Annotated in this window: 16 protein-coding genes; 7 read left to right on the top strand and 9 right to left on the bottom strand. The window is 71.9% G+C overall.

What is annotated here, in order from left to right; translation table 11 throughout:
* Nucleotides 1-2 precede the first annotated feature (2 nt).
* A complete protein-coding gene (locus ACWCPW_RS00560) occupies nucleotides 3-1,211 on the top strand; it encodes a TetR/AcrR family transcriptional regulator (RefSeq protein ID WP_449759377.1) in 1,209 nt (402 codons plus the stop codon).
* A 13-nt stretch (nucleotides 1,212-1,224) separates the two neighbouring features.
* Here ACWCPW_RS00560 and ACWCPW_RS00555 read toward each other — a convergent pair whose 3' ends face one another.
* The 3 genes from ACWCPW_RS00555 to ACWCPW_RS00545 form a co-directional block, all read right to left on the bottom strand.
* Complete coding sequence (locus ACWCPW_RS00555; protein WP_449759376.1) at nucleotides 1,225-1,698, bottom strand: molybdenum cofactor biosynthesis protein MoaE; 474 nt, start codon at nucleotides 1,696-1,698, stop codon at nucleotides 1,225-1,227.
* Between the two features lie 4 nt (nucleotides 1,699-1,702).
* Entirely contained in the window at nucleotides 1,703-2,716 is a 1,014-nt protein-coding gene (gene moaA / locus ACWCPW_RS00550) for a GTP 3',8-cyclase MoaA (RefSeq protein WP_449759375.1), read from the bottom strand.
* Nucleotides 2,717-2,913: 197 nt separating this feature from the next.
* Nucleotides 2,914-3,729, bottom strand: coding sequence for an IclR family transcriptional regulator (locus ACWCPW_RS00545; protein ID WP_449759374.1), 816 nt, complete (start codon nucleotides 3,727-3,729; stop codon nucleotides 2,914-2,916).
* 107 nt (nucleotides 3,730-3,836) lie between these two features.
* On the opposite strand from ACWCPW_RS00545, the gene aceB reads away from it, so the two are divergent.
* The 3 genes from aceB (at nucleotide 3,837) to ACWCPW_RS00530 (ending at nucleotide 6,569) form a co-directional block, all read left to right on the top strand.
* Nucleotides 3,837-5,456 (top strand): malate synthase A, encoded by a 1,620-nt coding sequence (aceB, locus tag ACWCPW_RS00540; protein WP_449759373.1) that lies wholly within the window; start codon nucleotides 3,837-3,839, stop codon nucleotides 5,454-5,456.
* A 211-nt stretch (nucleotides 5,457-5,667) separates the two neighbouring features.
* Nucleotides 5,668-6,057 carry an allophanate hydrolase-related protein gene (locus tag ACWCPW_RS00535; protein ID WP_449759372.1) on the top strand — a complete coding sequence of 130 codons (390 nt, stop codon included), beginning with the start codon at nucleotides 5,668-5,670 and terminating at the stop codon, nucleotides 6,055-6,057.
* Nucleotides 6,058-6,203: 146 nt separating this feature from the next.
* Complete coding sequence (locus tag ACWCPW_RS00530) at nucleotides 6,204-6,569, top strand: SseB family protein (RefSeq protein ID WP_449759371.1); 366 nt, start codon at nucleotides 6,204-6,206, stop codon at nucleotides 6,567-6,569.
* A gap of 126 nt (nucleotides 6,570-6,695) precedes the next feature.
* On the opposite strand, the gene ACWCPW_RS00525 is transcribed toward ACWCPW_RS00530, so the two are convergent.
* The 6 genes from ACWCPW_RS00525 to ACWCPW_RS00500 all read right to left on the bottom strand — a co-directional run bounded on the left by ACWCPW_RS00525 (nucleotide 6,696) and on the right by ACWCPW_RS00500 (nucleotide 10,896).
* Nucleotides 6,696-8,126 carry an 8-oxoguanine deaminase gene (locus ACWCPW_RS00525; protein WP_449759370.1) on the bottom strand — a complete coding sequence of 477 codons (1,431 nt, stop codon included), beginning with the start codon at nucleotides 8,124-8,126 and terminating at the stop codon, nucleotides 6,696-6,698.
* Between the two features lie 121 nt (nucleotides 8,127-8,247).
* Nucleotides 8,248-9,162, bottom strand: a complete 915-nt coding sequence (gene pucL / locus ACWCPW_RS00520) for a factor-independent urate hydroxylase (protein ID WP_449759369.1) — start codon at nucleotides 9,160-9,162, stop codon at nucleotides 8,248-8,250.
* 5 nt (nucleotides 9,163-9,167) lie between these two features.
* Entirely contained in the window at nucleotides 9,168-9,509 is a 342-nt protein-coding gene (gene uraH, locus ACWCPW_RS00515) for a hydroxyisourate hydrolase (RefSeq protein ID WP_449759368.1), read from the bottom strand.
* A complete protein-coding gene (gene uraD, locus ACWCPW_RS00510) occupies nucleotides 9,506-10,003 on the bottom strand; it encodes a 2-oxo-4-hydroxy-4-carboxy-5-ureidoimidazoline decarboxylase (RefSeq protein ID WP_449759367.1) in 498 nt (165 codons plus the stop codon). The genes uraH and uraD overlap by 4 nt, the downstream gene beginning before the upstream one ends.
* 276 nt (nucleotides 10,004-10,279) lie before the next feature.
* On the bottom strand, nucleotides 10,280-10,642 hold the full coding sequence (locus ACWCPW_RS00505) for a helix-turn-helix domain-containing protein (protein ID WP_449759366.1): 363 nt from the start codon (nucleotides 10,640-10,642) through the stop codon (nucleotides 10,280-10,282).
* Nucleotides 10,639-10,896, bottom strand: coding sequence for a thiamine-binding protein (locus ACWCPW_RS00500; RefSeq protein WP_449759365.1), 258 nt, complete (start codon nucleotides 10,894-10,896; stop codon nucleotides 10,639-10,641). Before ACWCPW_RS00500 ends, ACWCPW_RS00505 begins: the two co-directional genes overlap by 4 nt.
* Before the next feature lie 274 nt (nucleotides 10,897-11,170).
* Here ACWCPW_RS00500 and ACWCPW_RS00495 point away from each other — a divergent pair, with 274 nt between their 5' ends.
* The 3 genes from ACWCPW_RS00495 to gcl are packed head-to-tail and all read left to right on the top strand — an operon-like array spanning nucleotide 11,171 to nucleotide 14,705.
* On the top strand, nucleotides 11,171-12,013 hold the full coding sequence (locus ACWCPW_RS00495; RefSeq protein ID WP_449759364.1) for a TIM barrel protein: 843 nt from the start codon (nucleotides 11,171-11,173) through the stop codon (nucleotides 12,011-12,013).
* A complete protein-coding gene (locus ACWCPW_RS00490; RefSeq protein WP_449759363.1) occupies nucleotides 12,010-12,990 on the top strand; it encodes a 2-hydroxy-3-oxopropionate reductase in 981 nt (326 codons plus the stop codon). Before ACWCPW_RS00495 ends, ACWCPW_RS00490 begins: the two co-directional genes overlap by 4 nt.
* Nucleotides 12,990-14,705 (top strand): glyoxylate carboligase, encoded by a 1,716-nt coding sequence (gcl, locus tag ACWCPW_RS00485; RefSeq protein WP_449759362.1) that lies wholly within the window; start codon nucleotides 12,990-12,992, stop codon nucleotides 14,703-14,705. Before ACWCPW_RS00490 ends, gcl begins: the two co-directional genes overlap by 1 nt.
* Nucleotides 14,706-15,027: the final 322 nt, after the last annotated feature.

Genomic DNA, 15,027 nt, shown 5'->3' with positions numbered 1-15,027 from the left:
CGATGGCGGCTGCGGTGCGCAAGGTCGGTGGACACGTGCCGCCCGCCCGGGGGACGCGACCGCGCAATCGTCGCGCGCTGATCCTGGCCGCCGCGGCCGACCTGTTCTACCGCCGGGGTTATGCCGACGTGGGCATGAGCGACATCGCCGACGCCGTGGGCATGGGGCCCTCCGCGCTGTACCGGCACTTCCGCAGCAAGCAGCACCTGCTCATGCGGGTCGTGCTCGACGGGGTCGCGCCGGTGCGCGACGCGCTGGCCCGCAGCGCGGTCGAGGACCCGGACACGGTGCTGCGCGCGGTGGTCGCGGCCACCCTCGACCACCGCGAGGTCGGCGTGTTGTGGCAGCGCGAGGGCCGGTTGCTGCCCGCGGCCGAGCGGGCCGAGGTCCGGCACGAGATCCGCGCGGTCACCGCGGTGGTCGCCGAGCTGATCCGGGACGCCCGCCCGGAGTTGTCGGCCGAGCAGGCCGAACTGCTCGCGTGGTGCGGCTTGGGGGTACTGCTCAGCCCCTCCTTTCACCGGATCGAGCTACCCCGTCCGGAGTACGTGCGGCTGCTCGTGGAGTTGGGCCGGGCCGCGGTCGACGCGCGGCCCGCCGAACTGGTGCCGATCGCGCGCTCGGCGGCGCGGCCGGCCGGGATCGCGCTGCGCTCCCGGCGCGAGGCGCTGTTGGGCGCGGCCGTACGGATGTTCGCCGAGCAGGGGTATGCCGGGGTGGCCATCGAGGACATCGGCGCGGCGGCGGGGATCGCCGGCCCCAGCGTGTACAACCACTTCGAGAGCAAGGCGGACCTGCTCTCGGCGGCGGTGACCCGGGGCATCGAGTGGTTGTCGATGGACATGACCCGCGCGCTGGCCGGCGCCGAGGACGACGAGGGCGCGCTGCGCGTGCTGCTGTGGTCCTACATCCGGTTCGCGGCCGACTACGGCGACCTGGTCACCCTGCTCCTCGCGGAGGTGTCGCACCTGCCGACGCAGGCTCGGCATCGGGCCCGGCAGGCGCAGGCGGACTACCTCATGGAGTGGGCGCACCTGCTGTGCGCGGTACGACCGGAGTACGGCGCGGCGCAGGCCCGGATCCGGGTGCACGCGGCGCTGACCGCGATCAACGACGTGGCCCGCACGCGACATCTGCGGGACACCGCCGGGGTGGCGCCCACCCTGGCGGCGGTGGCCGGCGCGGTGCTCGGACTGGATCCGGTCGGGTAGCCGAACCGGCCGGTCAGTGCTCGCAGTTGACCCAGCCCCGAGCGCCGTCGGCGTAGGTCTGCCGCTTCCAGATCGGTACCTCGTGCTTGATCCGCTCGACCAGGTCACGGCACGCGGCGAACGCCTGCGCGCGGTGCGCGGTGGCCACCGCCACGGCGATCGCGGTGTCCCCGACCACGAGGTCGCCGACCCGGTGCAGCGCGGCGACGGCCAGGATGTCCGGGTCCTCGGCGGCGAGGCGCTCGGCCGCCTCGCGGAGCCGGTCGACGGCCAGCGGATGGGCGGAGTAGGACAGCGCGCGCACGGCGCGGCCCGCGTCGTGGTCGCGCACCGTGCCGACGAACACCGAGGTGCCGCCGGCCGCCGGGTGGGCGACCGCGGCGAGCACCTCGTCGAGGCTCGGCGCGGTGTCGCGGATCGCGCACAGGCGCACGATCGGCGCGGCCGGTGCGGTCGAGGACGGCCGGCGTACGGCTTCGGCGGTCATCGGTTCAGCCGCCGATCGCGGACATCGGGCGGTCCGGGGCGAGGAAGCCGGGCGTGTCGATGCCGTGTCCCGGGCCCTTGCCGAACAGCGCGATCCGCCACGCCGAGGCGATCTCGGCGTCGTCCGCGCCCGAGCGCAGCAGGGTGCGCAGATCGGACTCGTCGCGAGCGAACAGGCACGTGCGCAACTGTCCGTCGGAGGTGAGCCGGACCCGGTCGCACGCGCCGCAGAACGGCCGGGTCACGCTCGCGATCACCCCGACGGTGGCGGCGGTGCCGTCGACATGCCACTCCTCGGCCGGCGCGGACGCGTCCTCGCGCGCGACGGCGGTCAGTGTGAACCGCGCGGCCAGCCGCTCCAATACCTCGGCCGCGGTGACCATCAGGTCGCGATCCCACGCGCCCTGCGGGTCCAGCGGCATCTGCTCGATGAAGCGCAACCGATAGCCGTGCTCGATCGCCCACTCGAGCATCGGCACGATCTCGTCGTCGTTGATCCCGCGCACCGGCACCGTGTTGACCTTGACCGGCGCGAGGCCGGCCGCGCGCGCCGCGCGCAGTCCGGCGAACACGTCCTGGATCCGGTCCCGGCGGGTGAGCAGCGCGAACCGTTCGGGCCGCAGGGTGTCCAGGCTGACGTTGACCCGGCGCAGTCCCGCCGCGCGCAGCGCGGGCGCCAGTGCGGCCAGCCGGATGCCGTTGGTGGTCAGCGACAACTCGGGGGCCCGGTCCAGGCCGGCCAGGTCGGCGATCAGCGCGGGCAGGTCCGGCCGCAGCAGCGGCTCGCCGCCGGTGAGCCGGACGGTGCGGATGCCGAGGCGGTCCACCGCGATCCGGACCAGGCGGGTGGTCTCCGCCCGGGTGAGCAACTCGCCGGCGGGCAGCCAGGGCAGGCCCTCGGCGGGCATGCAGTACGTGCAGCGCAGGTTGCACCGGTCGGTCAGGGACACACGCAGGTCGGTGTGCGCGCGACCGAACCGGTCGAGCAGCGGAGCGGGCGGCGCGATGGGGTGGGACATGCCCGTCAGTAGAGCCGTTCGCGCCGCCCACGGTCCACGGGCGGAACGTACGAGAGGCGGCCGGCGACGCCGCGCGCGGCGTGGTGGATTCGTCCGAAGGCGCGGCCCGGCGGTCGGGCGCCGTCGGGCGTGCCCGGGTACGGCCGGGCGCGGGCCCCGTGCGGCCCGGGTCGGCCCGGTTCGGCGTCGCGGGCAGCTCAGTGCGCGGGCGTCGCCTCGGGGTCCGGCTCGGTGCCGCCCAGGCGTTGACCCAGGCGGGACGCGATCTCCTGCATCCGGGTGGTCATCCAGTGCTCCTCCATCGCCCGGATCCGGCCCTCGGGTCCGGACACGGACAGCGCGGTCGCGGTCGGCGCGCCCGGCACCACCACGGCGACACAGCGCACGCCCAGTTCCTGCTCCTGGTCGTCGACCGCGTAGCCCCGCGCCCGGATCAGCGGGAACTGGGCGAGCAGCGCGGCCGGATCGGTGACCGTGTGCTCGGTGTGCGAGGCCAGCGGCCGACCGCCCAGGACACGTGCGGCGTCCGCCTCGGGCAGTTGGGCGAGCAGGACCTTGCCGACCGCGGTGCAGTGCGGCTGGACCCGGCGGCCGACCTCGGTGAACATCCGCATCGAGTGCCGGCTGGGCACCTGGCCGACGTAGACCACCTCGCCCGCCTCCAGCACCGCGAGGTTGGCGGTCTCGCCGGTGGTCTCCATCAGTTCGGCCAGGTACGGCCGGGCCCAACTGCCGAGCAGCCGGCCCGCGGTCTCGCCCAGCCGGATCAGCCGCGGGCCGAGCGTGTATCGCCGCGACGCGTCCTGGCGCAGATAACCCAGCGAGACGAGCGTGCGTACGAGGCGGTGGATCGTGGGCATGGGCAATCCTGAACGCGCGGCGAGCTCGCTGAGCGTCAGCACCCCGCCGGCGTCGGCGAGCAGTTCGAGGAGGTCGAACGCGCGTTCCAGCGACTGGACACCACCGCTCGCGCCGTTGGCTGTGCCGTTGGTGCTCGAGTTGACTGCGGCCACGGCGTGATCCTCCGTCGAGAATTTATTCAACAAGTTGTTGAACTTCCGTTTCCCGGAAACTAATGTCCACTCTACAAAAGAGCGTCGACGGCGAAGGAGAGCCACCCATGAGTGCACCGGCCATCGTGGTCAAGCACAGCACAGTGACCGGCGGCTCCGTGCCGCGAGCGGACGAAGTGCTCACCACCGACGCGCTGCGCTTCGTGGCGAGCCTGCAACGCCGGTTCGGCGGCCGTCGCGACGCACTGCTGAAGCTGCGCCGGACCCGACGCGAGGAGATCGCCCGCACCGGCCGGCTCGACTTCCCGCCGGAGACCGCCGACGTACGCGCCGCCGACTGGCGGGTGGCCGAGGCGCCGCCCGCGCTGCGCGACCGACGGGTGGAGATCACCGGTCCGGCCGACCGCAAGATGACGATCAACGCGCTCAACTCCGGCGCGAAGATCTGGCTCGCCGACTTCGAGGACGCCTCGGCGCCGACCTGGCACAACGTCGTCGCCCACCAGCTCAACCTGATCGACGCCTACGACCGGCGGATCGACTTCTCCACCGCCGAGGGCAAGACGTACGCGCTGCGCCCCGACGACGAGTTGGCCACCGTGGTGATGCGCCCGCGCGGCTGGCACCTGGACGAGCGGCACATCCTGGTCGACGGCGTCCCGGCGGCCGGCGCGCTGGTCGACTTCGGGCTCTACTTCTTCCACAACGCGGCCCGCCTGCTCGACCGCGGCCTGGGCCCCTACTTCTACCTGCCCAAGATCGAGAGCCACCTCGAAGCCCGGCTGTGGAACGACGTGTTCCGACACGCGCAGGACCTGCTGGACATCCCGCGCGGCACGATCCGCGCGACCGTGCTGATCGAGACGATCACGGCCGCCTTCGAGATGGACGAGATCCTCTACGAACTGCGCGAGCACGCGTCGGGCCTGAACGCGGGCCGCTGGGACTACCTGTTCAGCATCGTGAAGAACTTCCGCGACGCGGGCGACGCGTTCGTGCTGCCGGACCGCAACGCGGTCACCATGACCGCGCCGTTCATGCGCGCGTACACCGACCTGCTGGTGCGTACATGCCACCGGCGCGGCGCGCACGCGATCGGCGGGATGGCCGCGGTGATCCCCTCCCGACGCGACGCGGCGGCCAACGCGGCGGCGCTGGCGAAGGTGCGCGACGACAAGGACCGCGAGGCCGGGGACGGCTTCGACGGATCGTGGGTGGCCCACCCGGACCTGGTGCCGGTCTGCCGCGAGGCGTTCGACGCGGTGCTCGGCGACCGACCGAACCAGATCGAACGCACCCGGGACGACGTCGAGGTGACGGCGGATCAGCTCTTGGACGTGGCCTCCGCGAACGGGTCGCCGACCAACGCCGGGCTGCACGCGGCGGTCGGCGTCGGGCTGCGCTACCTGGAGGCGTGGCTGCGCGGATACGGCGCGGTCGCCGTCTTCGGCCTGATGGAGGACGTGGCGACCGCGGAGATCTCCCGGTCCCAGGTATGGCAGTGGATCAACAACGGCGTGGTGCTCGCGGATACCGGCGACAAGGTGACCTCGGACCTGGTCCGCCGCCTGGTCGTCGAGGAACTGGGCGCGCTGCGCGAGGACATCGACGACGACAGGTTCGAGGCGGGCCGCTGGACGGACGCGCGCGACCTGTTCCTCAAGGTGGCTCTCGCCGACGAGTTCGTCGATTTCCTCACCCTGCCCGGATGTGAACTCCTCGACTGAGTCGAGCCGTTCGCACATCCCCCACAAGCGCGGAACGGCCGGGCCCACCCCGGCGGTCGTGGGGCGCGTCCAATCGGGCGGGCCCGGTCGTTCCGCATCCTCGTCATCTTCTTCTCGCGACACCTCGGCGACGGCGAAACCTCGTCGCCCGCGTCCGCGGCGCCGAGCGCCGCCGACGGTTCTCGCGCGGGCATCGAACAGGAGGCAGCACATGGCACGGATGTTCCTCAACGGCCAGGCGATGGAGGGTGGTCCGTTCCACCACCATTTGGAGGGTGCGCCGCTGGTCGCCAAGACCCGTACCGCGCCCGGCTATCGCTTCTTCTCGATCGGCGACCGCTGCCCGGGCCTGCTGCCCGATCCGGCGAGCCAGGCGCAGATCGCGGGCGAGGTGTACGAGGTCCCGGACGAGGTGCTGCGCGACAACCTGCTGCCCACCGAGCCGGCCGAGCTGGAATTCGGGATCATCAAGCTCGAGGACGGCTCGGCCTGCTTCTCGATGATCCTGCGCCGCGGCGAGTCGGAGTCGGGCGGGCACAAGGAGATCACCGAGTTCGGCGGCTGGCGGGCGTATCTGCGGACGCTGGGGCGCGACGCGTAGCGGTCCCGGCGCCCGAGGGGTCGGGACGGCGGGTGGCAGATGGCGGGCGGGTCCGATCCAGGTCGGACCCGCCCGCTTCGCGTGCGTCGGGAGCCCGGTCGGTCGGGGTGCCGAATCCCGACAATCGGGGCCCATATGATCATGGCATGACTGCCGCGAACCCGGCCCTGGCCGCCCTCCTCGACCGCGCCGACGAGGGCGGGACCGACTCCGCCGACCCCGCCGACCTGCTCGCCGCGATCGTGGCCGGCGGCGTGGTGGTCCCGATCGACGAGGACGAGTCGGTGGTCTTCATCCACGGGCAGGACGGGCGACCGTGGCTGCCCGCCTTCGTGGACGCGGCCACGTGCGCCCGGGACGTCCCGCACGCGCGGGCCCACCTGTGCGACGCGGCGCGCCTGGTCGACATCGCCGGGCGCACCGGGGTGCGCACCATGACGGTGGCCTCCGCCACCCGGTGCGCGACCGTACCGCTGGCCCTGGTCGCCAAGGCCACCACGACGCGCGACTGACGGCGACGCCCGGGACCGGGAGCACGGCGGATCGACCCGGACCGGCCGATGGCCCGGACATGCCGAAACGCGGCCGAAGTCCGGTGGACCTTCGGCCGCGTGACGGCGTGTCAGGGACTGCGTCGGCTACTCGGCGCGCAGGCGGGCCGCCGCGTGGGCCACGTTGCGGGCGATCCGCTCCTCGTCGACCCGGGACAGGTGACCCTGTTCGACCACCTCGCGGCCGTTCACCAGCAGCAGCGTCAACGGTGCCGCCGCGCCCAGGACCAGGGCCGCGACCGGGTCGGCGATGCCCGCGTGCAGGACGTCGTCCACGCGCCACATGGCCAGGTCGGCGAGCTTGCCGGGCTCCAGCGAGCCGATCTCGCGTTCGCGGCCGAGTACCTTCGCGCCGCCCATCGTGCCCAGCCGCAACGACTGGCGGGCCGTCATCGCCGCCGGGCCGCGGCGCAGTCGGGCGATCAGCAGCGCGTTGCGCAGCTCGGTACCCAGCTCGCCCGACTCGTTGGAGGCGGTGCCGTCGACACCCAGGCCGACCGGGACGCCGGCGGCCAGCATCTCCGGAACGCGTGCGATGCCCGCGCCGAGGCGCGCGTTGGAGGACGGGCAGTGCGCCACGCCGGTGCCGGTGGCGGCGAACTTGGTGATGTCCGAGTCGTTCATGTGTACGCAGTGCGCCATCCACACGTCCTCGCCCAACCAGCCGACGCTTTCCAGGTAGTCGGTGGGGCCCAGGCCGAACTTCTCGTGGCAGAAGTCCTCCTCCTCCACCGTCTCCGAGCCGTGAGTGTGCAGTCGCACGCCCTTGGCGCGGGCCAACTCGGCCGCGCCACGCAGGAGTTCGGGAGTGACGGAGAAGGGCGAGCAGGGCGCGGCGGTGATCCGCACCATCGAGTCGAAGGACGGGTCGTGCCAGGTGTCGATCGCCTCGGCGGTCGCGGCCAGCGCGGCGTCGGTGTCCTCGACGCACGCGTCCGGCGGCAGCCCGCCCCGCGACTCGCCCAGGTCCATCGAGCCCCGGGTGGGCTGGAAGCGCATGCCCAGTTCGGCCAGCGCGCGGATCTCCGCGCCCAGGATGTCGCCGCCGTCCTTGGGAAAGACGTACGCGTGGTCGGTGGAGGTGGTGCACCCCGAGCGCAGCAGCGCGGCGGCCGAGCCCTGCGCGGCGGCGTAACACATCTCGTCGTCGATCTTCGCCCAGGTGGGGTAGAGCGCCACGAGCCAGTCGAAGAGGTTGCATTCCTGGGCCAGGCCGCGGGTGATCCACTGGTAGAAGTGGTGGTGCGTGTTGACCAGCCCCGGGGTGACCAGGTGGCCCGTGCCGTCGATCCGGCGGACGACGTGTTCCAGGCCGGCCGGGGCGGCGCCCGCGCCGACCGACTCGATCCGGTTGCCCGCGACCACGACGTGGCCCGAGGCGTACTCGGTGTCCCGCGCGTCGACGGTCGCGATCGCGCAGTTCTCGATCACGACGCGCCCGGAACCGGCGGCGCGGGCGGAGCCCGCCGCGGAGGGGGCGGAGCCGGCGGGGTCGTGCGCGGAGTTTCCTACAGACATGGGCAGTCCCTTGCGGCAGCGGTCCAATGTGCGAACGAACCGCCGTCTGGTCCTGCGTGCGGGCCCCGGAGGCGGGACGGCGGATGAAGAATCCTCCGGGGGTTATGCCCGACGATCGAGGTCAGTCCACCGGAATCAGCGGAACGACACCCTCGCGGTGCACGGTGCCCTCGATCAAACCGTAGGGCCGGTCGGCGGCGTAGTACACCTCCTTCTCGTTCTTGACGCCCATCGGGTCCATGTCGACCTGGAAGTGGTGCTTGTTCGGCAGCGACAGCCGAACCTCGTCCACCTCGTGTCGATGGGTCAGCACCCGGTTCGCCATCGCGTACAGCGACTGCTGGAGCGAGTAGGAGTACGTCTCGGCGAAGGCCTCCAGCAGGTGCCGGCGCACCTGGGCGTACGAGCGCTCCCAGTTCGGCTCGCTCGCGCCGTCGGCCGCGTCGAAGGAGAACCGCCAGAGCGCGGTGACCTGGGTGGCCAGGATCCGGTCGTACGCCTCCTGGAGGGTGGTGTACCGATCCTTGATGTAGCCCCAGAACTCGGAGGCCGTCGTGTTCATCACGACCAGGTCCTTGAGTCCGGAGATCACCCGGACCCGGCCGTGCTCCCAGACGATCTCGGTGGTCCGGGTCTCGCCGCCGTCCCGGACGAACGAGTGGTGGATCTCGTCCGCGCCGACGAAGCGATTGCGCGCCTCGGCGGCGGGGATGCGGTTCCAGGGATACTCCTCGATCCGCACCCGGGCCCGGGTGATCGAGGGCTGCGACTCGACGAAGTGCCGGGCCAGGCGTATGCCGTAGGCCTCGGCCGAGTCGATGCCGTGCTCTCGCGCGAACGCGAACACGGTGTTCTTCATGGTGTCCGTGGGCAGCACGTTGCCGTTGCCGCCGGTGAAGTGGGTGTCGGACAACTCGCCCGACAGCGCGACGCTGACGTTGAGGTCCTTGACCTCGTGCCGTTCGGTGTCGCGGCGGACCCGGACCACGCGGGTCTCCGCCTTTCCGTACTGATTCTGGCCGAGCACCATCGGCATGCCTGTCAGCTCCCTCGATAGACGGAATATCCGTACGGGTTGAGCAAAAGCGGTACGTGGTAATGCGCCGCGGGGTCGGCGGTGAAGACCACCTGGACCTCGGGGAAGAACGGCGTCTCGCCGCGGGCGCGGCGGTACGCGGCGACGTCGAAGACCAGTCGTACGTCGACCGGGCCGGCGGCGGGATCCACGCCCAGCGGCGGCAGATCCGGGCAGCGTCCGTCGGCGTCGGTCGCCGAACCGCCCAGTACGGTCCACGTCCCGTCGGCCGCGCGTCGGGACAACTCGACCGGCACGTCCGGCGCCGGCCGGCCCTCGCTGGTGTCCAGGATGTGGGTGGAGATCACGCGGAGATCAGCCCTTCCAGGCGCAGGCGGTTGATCTTCCGCAGCTCCTCGCGGGTGACCTCCCACTCGGACGCCGGGTCGTTGTCGAGTCGGTGCCGCAGTTCGGCGAGCATCTCCGCGGCGCTGCGACCGCTCGCGCAGATCAGGAAGACCCGGCCGAACCGCTGTTCGTACGCGATGTTCCCGGCCCGCAGGTCCGCCAACACCGCGTCACCCGCCCGGTGCACCCCGGACTGCTCGCGCGTCGACTGCGGATCGTCGTGGCGCGGGCGGCCGATCACGGCATGACCGTCGATCGCCTCCCGGAGATCGTCGGCGGTCAGGATCGCCACCGCCTCGTCGGATCTCGCGTACAACTTCTCCGGGTCGCCGTAGGGCCGGGCCGCGAGCAGCGCGCCGATCCAGGCACGGCTCGCGCAGACCTCACCGAGCAGTCGGATCGCCTCTTCGGCGGACGCGGTGTCGAATCTGTCGAGTCCTGGCGCTGATGACATGTCAGGAACCTCCTCACTCGGCGGGCGTGCCCGTCCAGAGCCGTGCGCCGCGTCCGAGCGAATACCCCGACGCGGCGATGGCCGGAACGCTAGGCGCTCCGAATCTCCCGCGTCAACAGTTTGTTGAAGTCGATCACCGTGGTGCACACGACGTGACCCGCCGGAAACGCGGCCCGCCGAAGTGCTCGCATGGGGGAGGCGGTTCGTTTCGGGGCACGGCGACGCTCGCCCTCGCACAAGTCGGCGCCGGGGCGGGGTGGGCCGAGGGGACCGGGTTCAGCCTCGGGATTCGCGGTTGAGGTAGTTGTAGACGGTGAAGCGGCTCACGCCCAGGGCCGCGGCCACGGTCTCGACGCCGTGGCGGATGGTGAAGGCGCCGCGTTGCTCCAGGGTGCGGACCACGCGCTGCTTGGCCTCGCGGTCGAGGTCGGCCAGCGGGCCGTACTGGCGTTCCGCGTCGCCGAGGAGGCGGTCGAGGGCGGTGCCGAGGCCGGGGAGGCGGACTGCGACGACCGGTGCACCCTCCCAGTCCAGCACGACGTCCTCGGGGCCGGCCTCGTCCGGGGTGACGAATTGCGCGCCTATCGCGGTCACCAGCGGCTTGATCGCGGCGGCCAGCGGGTGTTCGGCGGGGCTCACGCGGGGCCTCCCGGCGCCGTCGGCACGGTGGTGACCTGTACCGAGATCCGAGTCGCGCCGACGTCGAGCGCGCCTCGGTAGACCTTGTCGAGCGCGGCGAGGACCACGTCGGCCTCGCCCTCGGCGGTCGTGCCGAAGGGGCCGACCTCCACGTCGAGGCCCGCTTCGTCGAGGACCCGGCGGGCCTCCAGGGCGTGGGCCGGCACGCCGTCCAGGTCGAACGGCTCGGTCGAGAACTCAATCCGCAATCGCACGCTCGAACCCTAGCGCCCGGCTCCGGAACCTCGCGGGGCCCGCGCCGCGGGCCGGTGGTCCTTCGCGCGGGGTGCGGGTGTGCGGTGGGTGCCCCGCGCCGGGGCCCGACCGGCGGAACTCGGCGGGGACGGGGCGGGGCGGGGGTCGGCCGGCGGCGCGCGTGGGTCAGACTGCGGCGGCCACCCTTGACAAACTGTTGAAGGCACGTGGCATCATTCCGGTGAGCAGAATCTTACTTCCGCATTGTGGAACCGACGTGGAAGAGGTGATCCCGTGAGCGCTCGTGATCCGCGCTTCGACATCAATCTCTCGATCCTCTTCACCGAACTCCCGCTCCTCGAGCGGCCCGCTGCCGCCGCCGAGGCCGGCTTCGCCGAGATCGAGCTGTGGTGGCCCTTCGGCGGCCCGACCCCCGCCGACGCCGAGTCGGACGCGCTTGCCCGAGCGATCCGCGACGCCGGCGTCGACCTGGTCGGCCTGAACTTCGACGCGGGCGACATGCCCGCCGGCGACCGCGGCCTGCTGTCCCGGCCGGCCGAATCGGCGCGCTTCCGGGACAACATCGCCGCGGCGACCGGCTTCGCCGAGAGCCTGGGCTGCCGCGCGCTGAACGCGCTGTACGGCAACCGCGAGGACGGCGTGGACCCGCGGGCCCAGGACGAACTCGCCCTGGAGAACCTGGCCCTGGCCGCCCACGCCGCGCACGGCATCGGCGCGATCGTGCTGATCGAGGCGCTCAACACACCGGAGAATCCGCGCTATCCGCTGACCACCGCCGCCGAAGCGGTGGCGGTGGCGGACAAGGTCAACGCCGAGACCGGCCTGGGCAACGCGACCTTCCTGTGCGACCTGTACCACCTCGACCGCAACGGCGAGGACCTCACCGCCGTGATCGACACGTATGCCGACCGGTTCGGCCACGTACAGATCGCCGACACTCCCGGACGGGGGCAACCGGGCACCGGCGGGCTGGACTTCGACGACCTGTTCCGCCGACTCGTCGCCGCCGGGTACACCGGGCGCGTCGGCCTCGAATACAAGCCCGTCGGCCCGAGTGCGGACAGCTTCGGCTGGCTTCCGCGCGAGCTGCGCGACACCAAGGGAGGGGCCGGATGACCGGCGCAAGCAAGAGGATCGGTTTCGTCGGTCTCGGCATCATGGGCGGTCCGATGGCCGCCCACCTGGTCCGGGCCGGCCACGAGGTGACCGCGTTCAACCTGGAACGGGACGCCATCGACCGGCTGATCGCGGCCGGCGGCAAGGGCGCGGCGAACATCGCCGAGGCGGTGCGCGACGCGGACGTGGTGATCACCATGGTCCCGGCCGACCCGCACGTCGAGAAGGTGATGTTCGGCGACGGCGGCGTGTTGGACACGGTCAAGCCCGGCACCCTGGTGATCGACATGAGTTCGATCAAGCCCGGCACCTCGATCGCGGTGGCCAAGGCCGGCGCCGAGCACAAGCTGCGGGTGCTGGACGCCCCGGTCAGCGGCGGCGAGGCGGGCGCGGTCGAGGCGGTGCTTTCCATCATGGTCGGCGGTGAGGCGGCGGACTTCGCCGCCGCGCTGCCCCTGTTCGAGGTGCTCGGCAAGACCATCGTGCACGTCGGCCCGCACGGCGCGGGCCAGACGGTCAAGGCGGCCAACCAGCTCATCGTCGCGGGCAACATCCAACTCGTCGCCGAGGCACTGCTGTTCCTCGAACGCGCCGGGGTGGACACCGAGGCGGGCCTGAAGGTCCTCGCCGGCGGCCTGGCCGGCAGCACCGTCCTGGACCGCAAGGCCCGGGTGATGCGCGACCGCGACTTCAAGCCCGGGTTCCGGATCGACCTGCACCACAAGGACATGGGCATCGTCACCGAGTCGGCCCGCGAGTTCGACCTCGTGCTGCCGCTCGCCGGCCTGACCGCGCAACTCGTCGCGTCGCTGCGCGCCCAGGGCGGCGGCGGGCTGGACCACTCCGGTCTGCTGCTCGGCCTGGAAAGGCTCAACGGCGGTCCCGCGCGGGGCGGTTCCGGGCAGGGCGGTTCCGGGCAGGGCGGTGCCGAGCAAGGCAGTTCCGGGCAAGACAGTTCGAAGCAGGGAGACAACTGATGGCACCCCGTCGAGTCCCGGTCATGAACGCCGTCGTCGAGGTGCTCAAATCCGAAGGCGTGGACACCGCGTTCGGCTGTCCCGGCGCGGCGATCCTGCCGCTGTACCAGGCCCTGGAAACGGTCGGCGGCATCGAGCACCTGATCGTCCGGCACGAAGAGGGCGCGACCCACATGGCGGACGGCTGGGCCCGTACGAACGGCGGGGTCGGCGTCGCGATCGGCACCTCCGGTCCGGCCGGCACCAACATGATCACCGGCCTGTACACCGCGCTCGCCGACTCCATCCCGATCGTGTGCATCACCGGCCAGGCCGTCTCCAGCAAGCTGCACCAGGAGGCGTTCCAGGCGGTCGACATCGTCGAGATCGCCAAGCCGGTGACCAAGTGGTCCGTGCAGGTCAAGGAGGCCGCACAGGCGCCGTGGATCTTCCGCGAGGCGTTCCGGCTGGCCCGTTCCGGCCGGCCCGGCCCGGTGCTGATCGACCTGCCGCTGGACGTGCAGAAGCAGGAGATCTGGTGGGACTCCGAGGTGGACGCGCCGCTGCCGGTCAGCGAGGTGCTCCCGCACCAGCCGCGCGTGGACGCCGCCTTGGACCTGCTGCTCGCCGCCGAGCGTCCGCTGCTGCTCTCCGGTGGCGGCGTGATCATCGGCGAGGCGCACGAAGAGCTCGTCGAGCTGGCCGAACTGCTCCAGATCCCGGTGCAGGTCACCCTGATGGGCAAGGGCTCGATCGACGAGAACCACGCGCTCTACAGCGGGATGACCGGCGTGCAGACCTCGCAGCGCTACGGGAACGCGTCGTTCCTGGAGTCCGATCTGGTGCTCGCGCTCGGCGCGCGCTTCGGCGACCGGCACACCGGCACGCTGGACGTCTACCGAGGCACTCGCAAGTTCATCCACGTGGACATCGAGCCGACCCAGATCGGCAAGGTCTTCGAACCGGACCTGGGCATCGTCTCGGACACCCGGCACTTCCTCCAGGCGATCCTGGCCACCGCGAAGGAGCGGGGCATCCGCCGCGAGGCGGGCGCGTGGGTGGCCCGGATCCAGGAACTGCGCGCGACGCTGACCCGGCGTGAGGACTTCGACAGCGTGCCGATCAAGGCGCCGCGGGTGTACAAGGAGATCAACGAGGTCTTCGACGAGGACACCTACTTCGTCACCGCGATCGGCCTCTACCAGATCTGGGGCGGCCAGCACCAGAAGGCCTACAAGCCGCGCCATTACCAGGTCTGCGGCCAGGCCGGCCCGCTCGGCTGGGAGATCCCGGCGGCGATCGGCGTCAAGAAGGCGCTCAAGCACAGCGACCCGGACGCCGAGGTGGTCGGCATCGTCGGCGACTACGGCTTCCAGTACCTGGTCGAGGAACTCGCGGTGGCGGCGCAGTACAACGTGCCGTTCGTGCTCATCATGATCAACAACGAGTACCTCGGGCTGATCCGCCAGGCGTCGATCCCGTACGACATGAACTTCCAGGTCGACATCCACTACGACGAGGTCGGCACCGACAACGTCAAGTTGATGGAGGCGTACGGCTGCTCGGGCAAGCGGGTGGTGGAACCGGACGACATCCGGTCCACCATCGAATGGGCCCGCAAGGAGGCGCAGCGCACGTCACGCCCGGTCCTGGTGGAGATCATGATCGAGCGCGAGGCGAACACGCCGCACGGGCCGGCGATCGACGCGGTCAAGGAGTTCGAACCGGTTCCGTAGCCGGTCCGCGACCCCCGTGGCCGGCCGCGCGGCCGGCCGCGGGTGACCGGGCGGGGTGTACCCGCTCGTCAGGTCCGGAGCGGGGCGGGCCGAGTCGCCGGACCCTCCCAGGGGCCCGCCCCGCTCCCCTCGACTCCGCCCGGTGACGCTGATCCCACTTGTGGTGTCGCGCCCGCGTCACCGGGCGGTTGCCGGCCCGATCTCACCCGTCGCGTCGGTGTCCGCGTCGGACCGTGGCCACCTCGATCGCACGCGCCGCGTCGTGCCCGTGTCGGACCGTCCGCACGCGTGGTGTCGTGTTCGCTTCGGAGCGTCGCCACCC

This window comes from Embleya sp. NPDC001921 (assembly GCF_053594475.1).
Note: the sequence above shows the minus strand (reverse complement) of the source record. Positions and strands in the feature narration are given on the sequence as shown.

Bases quoted from the DNA above. Each gene is read 5' to 3' on its own strand.
- uraD (WP_449759367.1), bottom strand. From the start codon at position 10,003: ATGTCATCAGCGCCAGGACTCGACAGATTCGACACCGCGTCCGCCGAA.
- ACWCPW_RS00555 (WP_449759376.1), bottom strand. From the start codon at position 1,698: ATGACCGCCGAAGCCGTACGCCGGCCGTCCTCGACCGCACCGGCCGCG.
- pucL (WP_449759369.1), bottom strand. From the start codon at position 9,162: ATGCCGATGGTGCTCGGCCAGAATCAGTACGGAAAGGCGGAGACCCGC.
- ACWCPW_RS00490 (WP_449759363.1), top strand. From the start codon at position 12,010: ATGACCGGCGCAAGCAAGAGGATCGGTTTCGTCGGTCTCGGCATCATG.
- ACWCPW_RS00530 (WP_449759371.1), top strand. From the start codon at position 6,204: ATGACTGCCGCGAACCCGGCCCTGGCCGCCCTCCTCGACCGCGCCGAC.
- ACWCPW_RS00525 (WP_449759370.1), bottom strand. From the start codon at position 8,126: ATGTCTGTAGGAAACTCCGCGCACGACCCCGCCGGCTCCGCCCCCTCC.
- ACWCPW_RS00535 (WP_449759372.1), top strand. From the start codon at position 5,668: ATGGCACGGATGTTCCTCAACGGCCAGGCGATGGAGGGTGGTCCGTTC.
- gcl (WP_449759362.1), top strand. From the start codon at position 12,990: ATGGCACCCCGTCGAGTCCCGGTCATGAACGCCGTCGTCGAGGTGCTC.
- ACWCPW_RS00560 (WP_449759377.1), top strand. From the start codon at position 3: ATGGCGGCTGCGGTGCGCAAGGTCGGTGGACACGTGCCGCCCGCCCGG.
- moaA (WP_449759375.1), bottom strand. From the start codon at position 2,716: ATGTCCCACCCCATCGCGCCGCCCGCTCCGCTGCTCGACCGGTTCGGT.
- aceB (WP_449759373.1), top strand. From the start codon at position 3,837: ATGAGTGCACCGGCCATCGTGGTCAAGCACAGCACAGTGACCGGCGGC.